Here is a 12,389-nt window from a genome sequence, read left to right as displayed (position 1 = left end):
CTGATTCTTTCGGTGGCCGGCACGGTGTGAATACTGGTGGGGTGCAGGCCCACGAGTTGTTGTCGCGTATCGCCCACCTGTCACTCGAGCACGGTCGCGCCCAGACCGCATCGACCGTCGCCGTGGTGGCGGGCACCGTCGTGATGCTCGCGGCGTCGCGTTCCGCCCGGCCGCCGATCCTCCGCGCCGCGGCGGTCGCGGTGCCCGTGACCGTGGTGATCGGGGGTGCCGTGTGGGCGACGTACCGGCCGCTTCCCAATCAGATACCGCCGGCGGGATACGCGTGGATCTGGCTCGCCGTCGGCACCCTCGTACTCGCAGCGGCTCTCCTGCTCCGGAAGCCCGGCGTCCGGCGCGCAGTGGTGATCGGGACGGCAGGTGCCATGGTCGCGGCCGCGGCGGTCGGGCAGGTCAATGCGGAGGTCGGCGTCTTCCCGACCGTCGGTTCGCTGGCCGGGCACCGCCCGCCGACGGTAGTCGAGCCGGTGTCGTTCGGTGCCGTCCCCGGGTTCGAGAGCGCCGTGCAATCCGGGATCCCGATGGACTCGGTGTGGACACGCCCGGTGCGCACACCCGGCTCCGGTGTGGTGACGGAAGTGGAGATCCCCGGCACCGAATCCGGATTCCCGGCCCGGCCGGCCGTGTTGTATCTGCCGCCGGCGTACCTGACGTCGCCCCGCGCCGTGCTCCCCGTCATGGTGATGATCGCGGGACAGCCGGGGCGCCCCCAGGACTGGTTCGCCAGCGGACGACTGGGGTCCACGGTGGACGCGTATGCCGCGCGGCATGACGGCCTCGCGCCGGTCGTCGTGGTGGTCGACGCACTGGGTTCGCAGGACGCGAATCCGCTGTGCCTGGATTCGGCGCTGGGCAATGCTGCCACCTATGTGGCCCGCGACGTGCCCGTGTGGATCGAGAAGTCCCTGCAGGTGTCGCGCGACCCTGCGCAGTGGGCGATCGGCGGCTTCTCGTACGGGGGAACCTGTTCGATCCAGCTGGCCGTGAACTATCCGGCGGTCTACCCGACGTTTCTCGACTTCCTCGGTCAGGACGAGCCCTCGCTGGGCGATCACGCGGGGACGGTTGCGGCGACGTTCGCCGGCGACGAGCGTGCGTTCGCGGCGGTCAATCCGGTCGACGTGCTGAGGACGCGGCAGTTCCCGGAACTGACCGGGGTGTTCGTCGCCGGGGCGGCGGACGACGAGTACCGCCCGCAGCAGCAGCGGATGTTCGCTGCCGCGCGGGCGGCCGGTCTGAACGTGCGGTACTACGAGCTCCCCGGTGGCCACGAGGGCGCAACCTGGGGTGCGGCGCTCGAGCGGGAGATGGACTGGACCGGCCGTCAGCTGGGTCTCACCAGCTGACCGCCGGATAGCGGTCAGGCGTCGAGGTCGGCCGCCACCAGCTGGGCCACCTTCTCGACGGCGTCGGCGTCGTCGCTGGTGACCGTGACGTCGGTGCCCTTGGTGGCGCCGAGCGTCATGATGAGCAGTGCGGAACCGGCGTCCACGGGTTCGCCGTCCGCCACGGCCAGCGTGACGGGCACACCGGCGGCGGCAACCGCTTCGGCGATGACGGCGGCGGGACGGGCGTGCAGGCCGATGGACGAACCGACGGCGACTGTGGTGCTGGGCATGGACTCTCTCCTCTGTCGGTGGGGGGTGGTGCGGGACGAGCGGGTCGATCTGTTTCTCTTACGCTGCGACTGTCGCAACGTCGGGGTCGAGTTCGGCGTCGGACGCGCCGGGCTTGATGAATTCCTTGGCGCCGACGACGCACAGTGCGGCGACGACGACACCGGCGGCCAGCGCCACCAGGAACCACAGCAGGTTGCCGATGGCGAAGAAGACGAAGATTCCGCCGTGCGGTGCGCTGAGGGTGACGTTGAACGCCATGATCAGGGCGCCGGTGACGGCGCCGCCGGCCATCATCGAGGGAATGACGCGCAGCGGGTCGGCGGCGGCGAACGGAATGGCACCTTCGGAGATGAACGCCGAGCCGAGAAGCCAGGCCGCCTTGCCGTTTTCGCGTTCCGCCTCGCTGAACAGGCTGGGACGCAGGACGGTCGACGCGAGAGCCATCGCCAGCGGCGGGACCATGCCCGCAGCCATCACGGCCGCCATGATCCGCAGCGAGGCGGGATCGTTGACGTTGAGGCCGGCCACCGCGAACGCGTAGGCGGCCTTGTTCACCGGGCCACCGAGGTCGAAGCACATCATCAGGCCGAGGATGATGCCGAGGAAGATGACGGAGCTGCCGGACAGACCGTTGAGCCAGTTCGTCAGTCCCGACGTGATCGAGGCGAGCGGACGGCCCAGGACCAGGAACATGAGTGCGCCGACGATCAGCGTCGCGAACAGCGGGATGATCACCACCGGCATCAGGCCGCGCAACCACTGGGGAACCGGGATCCGGCTGATCCACAGCGCGACCACGCCGGCGATCAGACCACCGACGAGGCCTCCGATGAATCCGGCGCCGACGAAGACAGCCACGGCGCCCGCGGTGAAGCCCGGCGCCAGACCGGGCCGGTCGGCGATGGCGAAGGCGATGTAACCGGCCAGAGCGGGTACGAGGAAGCTGAACGCCAGCGAACCCAGTTGGAACAGCACCGCGCCCAGGTACGTCGCCAGGCCACCCTCGGGGAGTTGGCCGAGGGAGTTGCTGAGGACGATGTCCTCCGCGGGACCGGAGATCTCGTACCCGCCGAGCAGGAAGCCGAGGGCGATCAGCAGACCGCCGGCGGCGACGAACGGGATCATGTAACTGACACCGGTGAGCAGCACCTGGCGCAGGTGGGTGCCCCAGCCGATCGATCCGGCCGGCTCGTCCGCCGCGCTGCCGGCGCTACCGGCGTCCACGGTGGCCGCGGACGGGTTCATGCCCGCGCGCAGTGCCTCGGTGATCATGGTGTCGGGCTCGTTGATGGCGCGCTTGACGCCCGACGCCACCACCGGCTTGCCTGCGAAGCGTTCCTTGCCCTTCACCCCGACATCGGTGGCGAAGATGACGGCGGATGCGCCCGCGATCACTCCCGGTGCCAGCGGTGTGCTTCCGCTCGAACCCTGAGTCTCCACGTGGACGACCACGCCTGCGCGTTCGCCGGCGGCGACGAGGGAGTCGGCGGCCATGTACGTGTGGGCGATGCCGGTCGGGCAGGCCGTGACCGCGACGATGTGCTTCGGTCCCTCTTCGGGCTCGGGTTCCTTCTCCGGGGTGACCGGTTCGGGCGTCGGAGCCGGGGCCGCGGCGGCCGCTGCGGGTGCTGCGGGTGCTGCGGGTGCTGGGGCTGCTGCGGGGGCCGCGGCAGCCGGTGTGGCGGCGGGTGCGGGTGCCAGGACGTCGTTCACCAGGGTGACGATCTCGGCGGGGGACTTCGCATCACGGAGCGCTCCGACGAAGGCGGGGCGAACCAGCGCCCGCGCGAGCGAGGAGAGCAGCTTCATGTGCTCCGTGCCCGCACCTTCGGGCGCGGCGATGAGGAACACGAGATCTGCAGGTCCGTCGGGGGCACCGAAGTCGACCTTCGGGGCGAGCCGGGCGAATCCGAGGGACGCCGCCACAACGGCTTCGGAACGGCAGTGGGGGATCGCGATCCCACCGGGAAGTCCCGTCGCCGATTGTGATTCACGCGCCAGTGCGGCGTCGCGGAGAGCGTCCGCTTCGGTGGCGCGACCGGCGTCGGCCAGACGCCGGGAGAGCGCGGAGATCACGTCCTCCTTGGAGGCTCCGAGGTCGGTGTCCAGGGAGATCAGATCTTCGCTGATGATCTGCGGCCCCGAATCGCGGTCGGGTGTCGAGTGAGACATGGTGTTTCCTTCTGGTTCAGGCCGGATCGGGGGCGGGGGAGATGAGGGCGGTGACAGTGACGGCGTCGATGTCGACGTGTTCGGGGGTCGGCAGGGTGGTGCCGGGAAGGGCTGCCGCCGCGCTGCCGTAGGCGACGGCGGATCGGAGGCAGTCCGCGGGGGTCGCGCCGGACATCTGCGCTGCCAGGTAGCCAGCCAGCGACGAGTCGCCGGCGCCGACGGTGCTGCGGGCAACGATCGGTGGTGGCGTGGCCCACCAGGCGCCGGCCTCCGTCACGAGAACCGCACCCGCGGCACCGAGCGTGGCGAGGACGGCTTCGACCCCGCGGTCCACGAGTTGCCTGCCGGCATGGGCGGTGGCCGTCGGGTCCCCGCGCAGCGCGGACTCCTCGAGCAACTGCCCGTCGGCGCCGGTGAGCTGAGCGAGTTCCTCGCTGTTCGGTTTCACGAGGTCGGGGGCGGCCGCGGGGAACCGTTCCGCGAGCGCGAGCAGCGGGGCGTCCGACGTGTCGACGGCGACTCGGCATGGTGCCGAGCGGAGTGCCTCGACGAGCGTGGCGTACCAGTCGGTGGGAATGCCCGGGGGAAGGGAACCGGACAGCACGACCCACTCGGCCCGGGACCCGCGTTCGATGATCTTCGACTGCAGATCGGCGAGGGACTCGGCCGACATGACGACGCCGGGTTCGTTGACCTTGGTGGTGGTGCCGTCGGGTTCGGTGATGGTGATGTTGGTGCGCGCCGGACCGGACGTCGCCACGGTCACGTGCTCGATCCCGTGCTCGGACAGGGCGGTGAGCAGGGGATCACCCTCGTTGCCCGGGAGTATTGCGACAGCGGCGACACCGGCCGACGTGAGCGCGCGGGCGACGTTGACGCCCTTGCCTCCTGGGTCGCTGTGGGTGGCGGCCGCGCGCAGAACGGTTCCTCGTTCGAGGCGCCCCACCAGGTTGACGGTGCGGTCGATGCTCGGATTGGCGGTCAGCGTGACGATCATGCGATCACCACCTCGATTCCCTGGTCGTGGAAGTGGGCTCGGTCTGCGGTACTGATGTCGGCGTCGGTGACGAGGATGTCGACGCTGTGGATGGGGGCGAAGCTCACGAGGTGTTCCCTCCCGACCTTCGACGAGTCGGCGACCACGACGACGTGGTTGGCGCACCGGACCATCGCGCGCTTGACCGCGGCCTCCTCGGTGTCCGGTGTGGACAGGCCGTGGCCGACGCTGAGCGCGTTGGTGCCGATGAACGCGACGTCGACGCGGAGGACGTCGAGGATGCGCAGCGCCTCCTCGCCGACGGCGGCCTGCGTGATGCCGCGCACCCGGCCGCCCAGCATGTGGAGCGTCACCGAATTGAGTCCCGCGAGCCGGGCTGCGATCGGCACGGAGTTGGTGATCACGGTGAGGTCCAGATCGGACGGGAGTTCCGGGATGATGCGCCCCGTCGTGGTTCCCGCGTCGAACAGCACGCTGCCACCGGACGGAGGCAGGTAGGCGGCGGCGCGCTTGGCGATCCGGTCCTTCTGCTCGGCGCGGGTGTGATCGCGCTCCGTCATGCCGGGCTCGGTGACCGTGAGGGACCCCGCAGGCACCGCGCCGCCGTGCACGCGGCGGACGTGGCCGAGACGCTCGAGAAGAGCGAGGTCACGGCGCACGGTCTCGGTGGTGACGCCGAATGTGTCGGAGAGGTCCGCGACCGACATGCGTCCCCGCTGCGAGATCAGCGTGGTGACCGCTTGCTGGCGTTCTTCCGGATACACCGTGACCCCGTTCCTGTTCTCGTCGGTGAAGTGTTCGGTGATGTGATCCGTTATGGTCTGCATCACACGAAATGTTGTGTCATGTTGTTTTACGCCCGAGTGTGTTGACATGTCAAGAGTTGAGAGTAATCTCCGTCACATAGTCGATTCGCATTTCCGACTGTGTGAAGACAGAACGAGCCGGCCAGGAGGACCCGATGACCGAAGACCGTGAAATCGTGCGAGGTACGCCAGTGGTACCCGGCATTGCCTACGCGCCGGTGATCTGGCCGGCTCCGCGGCCGGAGGTCGCACCCGGATCGGCCCGGATCGACGAGGCGTCGCGCGACGCGGAGAAGGTCCGCTTCGAGGAAGCTGCCGCCGTCGTGTCAGAGCGACTCCGCGACCGCGCGGCGAGCGTCTCCGGGGCCGCGGCAGAGGTGCTGCAGGCGAACGCGGCGATGGCTGCCGACCGCGGCTGGCTCGGTGCCGCGCAGAAGCTGATCGCCGGTGGAGCCCCGGCCGAGGAAGCGGCGGCCGAAGCCACCGAGCAGTTCGCCACCCTGTTCACCAAGATGGGCGGGCTGATGGCCGAACGGGTGACCGACCTGCGCGACATCCGGGACCGCGTCGTGTCCGAACTCCTCGGCCTGCCCGAACCCGGCATCCCCGTGCCCACGACACCGTCGATCCTGTGTGCCCAGGACCTCGCGCCCGCCGACACCGCCGGTCTCGATCCCGAATTGATCGTCGGACTCGTGACCGTCCTCGGCGGCCCGACGAGCCACACCGCGATCATCTCGCGGCAGCTGGGCATACCGTGTGTGGTCGCGGTGCGTGACCTCGAATCCGTCGTCGCGGGCACCCCCGTCCTCCTCGACGGGTCGGCGGGCGAACTCGTGGTTGAACCGGACCCCGTGGAGGCCCGTGCCGCCGTGGAACACGGCCGCGCCGAACGGATCCGCATCCAGTCGTGGGAGGGGCCCGGCCGCACGAGCGACGGGCATTCCGTGTCGATTCTGGCCAACGTCCAGGACGGGGCCGGTGCGCGCTCGGCGGCCACGACCGCCGCCGAGGGCGTCGGACTGTTCCGCACCGAGTTGTGCTTCCTGGACCGCGATTCCGAGCCCGGTGTCGACGAGCAGGCCGAGATCTACGGAGAGGTGCTCGACGCGTTCGCCGGCCGGAAGGTGGTGATCCGGACCCTCGACGCGGGATCGGACAAGCCGCTGCGCTTCGCCAACCACGCAGAAGAGGCGAACCCGGCGCTCGGGGTCCGCGGAATCCGGATCGCCGAACAGAACCCGGGAATCCTCAGCAGGCAACTCGACGCCGTCGCCGCCGCGGCGAAGCAGACACAGTCGCAGCCGTGGGTGATGGCGCCGATGATCTCGACTCCCGCCGAGGCCGAATCCTTCGCGACGGAGGTCCGCGCCCGCGGACTCGTGCCCGGCGTGATGGTCGAGGTACCGGCCGCCGCGCTTCTGGCCGACCGCCTCCTGCGCCACGTCGACTTCCTGTCCATCGGCACAAACGACCTCGCGCAGTACACGATGGCCGCCGACCGGATGTCCTCCGACCTGGCATCGCTCACCGATCCCTGGCAACCGGCGGTCCTCGCGCTCGTCGCCCGCACGGCCGAGGCGGGCATCGCGGCGGGCAAACCGGTCGGCGTCTGCGGCGAGGCGGCCGCCGACCCGCTACTCGCCTGCGTGCTGATCGGACTCGGGGTCACGTCGCTGTCCTGCGCCGGTGCCGCCGTGTCCGGTGTCGGGGCGAAGGTGGGATCGGTCTCGCTGGACGACTGCCGTCGTGCCGCCGAGGACGTGCTCGCCACGAGTGATCCGGCGGAGGCGCGGGCCGCGGCGGTACGGGTGCTGGGCGCGTAGTCCCGGTTTGCCGCGGGATCCGGTCCCGAAGACGCGAAACTCCTAGATCGTGCCTACTATTGGCGAACTGTGACGAAAAGAGAAACCGACGCCCCCGACGGTCCGGCCGGCGGCTCTGCCGGCCCGTCCACCCCCACGCGGGCGTTCGGGTGGACGATGCACGGCGACGGCAGGCGGATCGGTGAGGGTGAGGTGGTCGCTCCCGGCGAGCGCCTCACCTGGCCGCGCACGGTCGGAATCGGGATGCAGCACGTCATCGCGATGTTCGGCGCCACCCTCCTGGTGCCGACCATCACCGGGTTTCCGGTCACCACGACACTGCTGTTCTCGGGTATCGGTACGGCCCTGTTCCTGCTCATCACCCGCGGCCGCATCCCCAGCTATCTCGGGTCGTCGTTCGCGTTCATCGCGCCGCTGACGGCGTCGCAGAGTTCGGGTCCCGCCGCGCAACTCGGCGGCGTCGCCGCCGCGGGTCTGTTGCTGCTCGTGGTGGGCATCGCGGTGAAGCTGGCCGGATCGCGGGTCATCGACGCCGTCATGCCACCCGTCGTCACCGGCGCCGTGGTCGCCCTGATCGGGCTCAATCTCGCACCCACCGCGGTGGATTCGTTCGAATCGCAACCGCTGATCGCAGGGGTGACCCTGCTGGCGATCCTGCTCGTGACAGTGCTCGGTCCGGGACTGCTGGGCCGTCTCGGAATCCTCGTCGGTGTCGTCGTCGGCTGGGTGTTCGCCGCCGTGATCGGCGGGCTCGCCGAGGAGCGGGTCACAGCGCTGCGGGAGGCGGCCTGGTTCGGTGTGCCCGAATTACGGGGGCCGACGTTCGAATGGTCCGTGATCGCGCTGACCCTGCCGGTGGTCATCGTCCTGATCGCCGAGAACGTCGGCCACGTCAAGGCGGTGTCGGCCATGACGGGTCGGTCGCTCGACGACGTCGCCGGCGACGCCCTCGTCGCGGACGGACTGGCCACCACCCTCGCCGGATTCGGCGGCGGCTCCGGGACCACCACGTACGCCGAGAACATCGGAGTCATGGCCGCGACGCGGGTCTATTCCACCGCCGCCTACTGGGTCGCGGCCGCCACCGCCGTGGTCCTCGCGTTCTCACCTAAGTTCGGTGCCCTCGTGTTCACTGTGCCGAACGGTGTCATCGGCGGCGCCACCCTCGTGCTGTACGGACTGATCGGTGTCCTCGGTGTGCGCATCTGGATGGACGCCGAGGTGGATTTCACCGACCCCGTGAACCTCACCGTGGTCGCCGCGGCGCTCGTCGCCGGCATCGGCGACCTGACGCTGACGATCGGATCCGTGGAACTCGGTGGCATCGCGTGGGGTTCGGTGGGCATCCTCGTCGCCTACCCGGTGATGCGCTCGCTCGCGCGGTTCCGCAAGCCCTGAGACCGTGACCGGATGGGTCACGAATCCCGATCACCTGGGTCATTCACCACGTAGTTCCTCGCCTCTACCGTCGAACGAGACGTACCCAGATAGTTGATACGAGGAGTCGGCGTGGAGCGCACCCTGTTCGAACCGGAGCACGAACTGTTCCGGGAGTCGTACCGCAAGTTTCTCGCACAGCACGCCGAGCCGAACCACGCCAAGTGGGAAGAGCGGAACATCGTCGACCGCAGCCTGTGGGTCGAGGCCGGCAAGCAGGGCTTCCTCGGCATGGCCGTGCCGGAGGAATTCGGTGGCGGCGGCGTGCGCGACTTCCGGTACAACGCGATCGTCACCGAGGAGACCACCCGGGGCGGGTACAGCGGCATCGGCTTCACCCTGCACAACGACGTCGTCGCGCCCTACCTGCTCGAACTGAGCAACGAGGAGCAGAAGCAGCGCTGGCTGCCCGGCTTCGCGTCGGGTGAACTGATCACAGCCATCGCGATGACCGAGCCGGGCACGGGCAGCGACCTGCAGGGCATCAAGACCCGTGCCGTGCGCGACGGCGACGACTGGGTTCTCAACGGTTCGAAGACCTTCATCACGAACGGCATCAACGCCGACCTCGTGATCGTCGTCGCGTGTACCGATCCCGATAAGGGGGCGCAGGGATTCAGCCTCCTGGTCGTCGAACGGGACATGCCGGGCTTCGAACGTGGCCGCAACCTCGACAAGATCGGTATGAAGGCGCAGGATACCGCGGAACTCAGCTTCACCGATGTCCGCGTTCCCGCCGCCAACCTCCTCGGCGAGGAGGGGATGGGCTTCCTCTACCTGATGAAGAACCTTCCCCAGGAGCGGCTGTCGATTGCCGTGGTGGCCGCCGCCGCAATGGAATCGGCACTGGACATGACGATCCAGTACTGCCGCGACCGGAAGGCTTTCGGCAAGTCGATCGGCAGCTTCCAGAACACCCGCTTCGTCCTCGCCGAACTCGCCACCGAGGCAACGGCCGTCCGAGTCCTCGTCGACAAGTTCATCGAACTGCTCAACGACGAGAAGCTGTCGGTGCAGGAAGCGGCGATGGCCAAGTGGTGGACCACCGAGGCGCAGGTCCGGCTGATCGACCGGTGCCTGCAGCTGCACGGCGGCTACGGATATATGAAGGAGTACCCGATCGCCAAGGCGTACATGGATTCTCGTGTCCAGACCATCTACGGCGGTACCACCGAGATCATGAAGGAAATCATCGGTCGCGGCCTCAATCTCTGACGAGGCACGGCCTGCGTATCCGGGGTGGATGCGAGGAGGGCCCCACGGCAATCGCCGTGGGGCCCTCCTTGTGCCGGGACTAGATCTTGCGCATGACCGTGACGACCTTGCCCAGAACGACCGCGTCGTTGCCGGGGATCGGATCGAACAGCGGATTGTGCGGCATCAGCCACACCTCGTTCTCGGTGCGCTTGAACGTCTTGACGGTGGCTTCGCCGTCGATCATCGCTGCCACGATGTCTCCGTTCTCCGCCACGTTCTGCTGACGGACCACCACCCAGTCGCCGTCGCAGATCGCGGCATCGATCATCGATTCGCCGACGACCTTGAGCAGGAACAGCGAGCCCTGGCCCACCAGTTCGCGGGGAAGCGGGAAGACGTCCTCCACTGCTTCCTCGGCGAGGATCGGGCCACCGGCCGCGATCCGGCCGAGGACCGGGACGAACGTGGGTTCCGGCAGGGGTGCGCCGTCGGCGCCGGACTTGACCGCGGCCAACCCGACGGCGGCGCTGGCGTTCGCCGCGGCTCCCGCCGCCACCTCGTCGAGGCCGCGCACGTCCACGGCGCGCGGACGATTGGGATCCCGGCGGAGGAAGCCCTTCCGCTCCAGCGTGCGCAGCTGATGAGCGACGGACGACGTGGAGGTGAGCCCCACGGCGTCGCCGATCTCGCGGATGCTCGGCGGATATCCGCGCTCGTTCACGGACGTGCGAATCACCTCGAGGACACGGCGCTGCCGGTCGGTCAACCCGGCGGCGGAGCCACCGCTCACACGTGGAGTCGAACCGTCGGTCGAGCTGTCGTCCTTCATGGCGAGGTGCCTCCGTCTGTATGTGGATCTTCTCGGTATGGGTCGCATGTGACTGCTGTGCCGCGTGACACGAATCTATCCCGCTTTCCTCGGAGTTTCAAACATCTGTTCGACACGTGTCGCGAGAAGTAGAGACATTGTCGGAGGGTCGTGGTAGAAATCGAACATGTGTTCTTTCGAACGCGTGATCGAACACCCGGAGCGATCGGACACCGACAGGGTCGGTAGCGGATACGACAACGGATACGACAACGGATACGAGCAGCGGAGGTACCGATGAGCAACGCAGTTCTCCATCGGCAGGCAGTGCTGAACCGGCAGGCCCTCGAACGGGGTGTCGTCCGTTCCGGGGCCGCACGGTCGTACCGGACCGAGCCGCGCCGCCGGCGCACCGACGGCGAGCTTCGGCGTCCCTCGTCCGGTGCCGTCGCGTACCGGCCCACCCACACCGGTGTCTCCCGTGCCGATCACGCGCGCGGGGCGAACGACGTCGGCTGGCGGATGGTGCTCGCGAGTGTCGTGATCACGGCGGGTGTGTTGTGCGGGCTCGTCGGGGTGGCTCAGCTGGCCACCACCGATGGTGTGAGCGACTCGGCGGCCACGGAGGTCGTGCAGGTGCAGCAGGGGGAGAGTCTGGCAGCGCTCGCGGCACGGATCTCCCCGGAATTGCCGGTGGCGCAGGTGGTCGAGCGGATCATGGAGCTGAACGCTATGTCCAATTCGGCGCTCCACCCGGGCCAGAGTCTGATCGTCCCGTCGTCCTCTACCCGGTGACAGGGGTGGCTCTGCATGTCTGTCCCATCGGGCGGCCGAGTAGTCTCGGATGCTGTCAGTCCCACCACTTCGTGTGGTCGCGTCGAGATCGTGCATCCGCTGCGTGAATCCGTTTTCGACGGTTCGCCATCGGGGGAGGCGAACAGTTGCGGCCACGACGGCTACAACGAAGGAATCGCCATGCACTGCCCGTTCTGCCGGCACCCCGATTCACGTGTGGTCGATTCGCGAGAAGCCGACGAAGGACAGGCCATCCGTCGCCGCCGTTCGTGCCCCGAGTGTGGTCGCCGATTCACCACCGTCGAGACCGCCGTGTTGTCGGTGGTCAAGCGCAGTGGTGTCACCGAACCGTTCAGCCGGGAGAAGGTGGTGCGGGGTGTGCGCCGCGCCTGCCAGGGCCGGCAGGTAGACAACGACGCACTCAATCTTCTTGCCCAGCAGGTCGAGGACGCGGTCCGGGCGTCGGGCTCGGCGGAGATCCCGAGCAACGAGGTCGGCCTCGCCATTCTCGGTCCGCTTCGTGATCTCGACGAGGTGGCGTACCTGCGCTTCGCGTCGGTGTACCGGTCTTTCAGCTCCGCCGAGGACTTCGCCCGCGAGATCAAAGAGCTACGCGAACACCGCGAATCCCGAGACGACGTCTGAGCCTGCGCGTCAGCGCACCTTCTCCATGGCCTTGCGCGTCAGCGCACCTTCTCCATGGCCTTGCGCGTC

The 12,389-nt window shown here is 68.7% G+C and carries 11 protein-coding genes; 6 read left to right on the top strand and 5 right to left on the bottom strand.

The window, feature by feature from the left end:
• Nucleotides 1–41 precede the first annotated feature (41 nt).
• Nucleotides 42–1,364, top strand: a complete 1,323-nt coding sequence (locus GO592_RS15945) for an alpha/beta hydrolase (RefSeq protein ID WP_007296363.1) — start codon at nt 42–44, stop codon at nt 1,362–1,364.
• Between the two features lie 14 nt (nt 1,365–1,378).
• Here the strand turns inward: GO592_RS15945 and GO592_RS15940 are convergent, their stop codons facing one another.
• The 4 genes from GO592_RS15940 to GO592_RS15925 are packed head-to-tail and all read right to left on the bottom strand — an operon-like array spanning nt 1,379 to nt 5,570.
• Nucleotides 1,379–1,636, bottom strand: coding sequence for an HPr family phosphocarrier protein (locus tag GO592_RS15940; RefSeq protein WP_005261132.1), 258 nt, complete (start codon nt 1,634–1,636; stop codon nt 1,379–1,381).
• A 58-nt stretch (nt 1,637–1,694) separates the two neighbouring features.
• On the bottom strand, nt 1,695–3,809 hold the full coding sequence (locus tag GO592_RS15935; RefSeq protein WP_007296362.1) for a PTS fructose transporter subunit IIABC: 2,115 nt from the start codon (nt 3,807–3,809) through the stop codon (nt 1,695–1,697).
• 16 nt (nt 3,810–3,825) lie between these two features.
• Nucleotides 3,826–4,806, bottom strand: coding sequence for a 1-phosphofructokinase (gene pfkB / locus GO592_RS15930; protein WP_007296361.1), 981 nt, complete (start codon nt 4,804–4,806; stop codon nt 3,826–3,828).
• Complete coding sequence (locus tag GO592_RS15925; protein ID WP_007296360.1) at nt 4,803–5,570, bottom strand: DeoR/GlpR family DNA-binding transcription regulator; 768 nt, start codon at nt 5,568–5,570, stop codon at nt 4,803–4,805. The genes pfkB and GO592_RS15925 overlap by 4 nt, the downstream gene beginning before the upstream one ends.
• A 197-nt stretch (nt 5,571–5,767) precedes the next feature.
• On the opposite strand from GO592_RS15925, the gene ptsP reads away from it, so the two are divergent.
• The 3 genes from ptsP to GO592_RS15910 all read left to right on the top strand — a co-directional run bounded on the left by ptsP (nt 5,768) and on the right by GO592_RS15910 (nt 10,090).
• The gene (ptsP, locus tag GO592_RS15920) at nt 5,768–7,438 is read left to right on the top strand and encodes a phosphoenolpyruvate--protein phosphotransferase (protein WP_007296359.1); all 1,671 of its coding nucleotides are present in this window, start codon (nt 5,768–5,770) and stop codon (nt 7,436–7,438) included.
• Between the two features lie 156 nt (nt 7,439–7,594).
• The gene (locus GO592_RS15915) at nt 7,595–8,836 is read left to right on the top strand and encodes a uracil-xanthine permease family protein (RefSeq protein WP_007296358.1); all 1,242 of its coding nucleotides are present in this window, start codon (nt 7,595–7,597) and stop codon (nt 8,834–8,836) included.
• A gap of 111 nt (nt 8,837–8,947) precedes the next feature.
• On the top strand, nt 8,948–10,090 hold the full coding sequence (locus tag GO592_RS15910; RefSeq protein WP_007296357.1) for an acyl-CoA dehydrogenase family protein: 1,143 nt from the start codon (nt 8,948–8,950) through the stop codon (nt 10,088–10,090).
• A 79-nt stretch (nt 10,091–10,169) separates the two neighbouring features.
• Here GO592_RS15910 and lexA read toward each other — a convergent pair whose 3' ends face one another.
• Nucleotides 10,170–10,901 (bottom strand): transcriptional repressor LexA, encoded by a 732-nt coding sequence (gene lexA, locus GO592_RS15905; protein WP_005567360.1) that lies wholly within the window; start codon nt 10,899–10,901, stop codon nt 10,170–10,172.
• Nucleotides 10,902–11,177: 276 nt separating this feature from the next.
• Between lexA and GO592_RS15900 the strand changes: the two genes are divergently transcribed.
• The gene (locus tag GO592_RS15900) at nt 11,178–11,675 is read left to right on the top strand and encodes a LysM peptidoglycan-binding domain-containing protein (RefSeq protein ID WP_007296356.1); all 498 of its coding nucleotides are present in this window, start codon (nt 11,178–11,180) and stop codon (nt 11,673–11,675) included.
• Nucleotides 11,676–11,855: 180 nt separating this feature from the next.
• Nucleotides 11,856–12,320, top strand: coding sequence for a transcriptional regulator NrdR (gene nrdR / locus GO592_RS15895; RefSeq protein ID WP_007296355.1), 465 nt, complete (start codon nt 11,856–11,858; stop codon nt 12,318–12,320).
• Nucleotides 12,321–12,389 lie beyond the last annotated feature (69 nt).

The organism is Rhodococcus sp. 21391, assembly GCF_016772255.1.
GTDB classification, from domain to species: domain Bacteria; phylum Actinomycetota; class Actinomycetes; order Mycobacteriales; family Mycobacteriaceae; genus Rhodococcus_F; species Rhodococcus_F opacus.
This window is presented reverse-complemented; position numbering and strand designations above follow the sequence as displayed.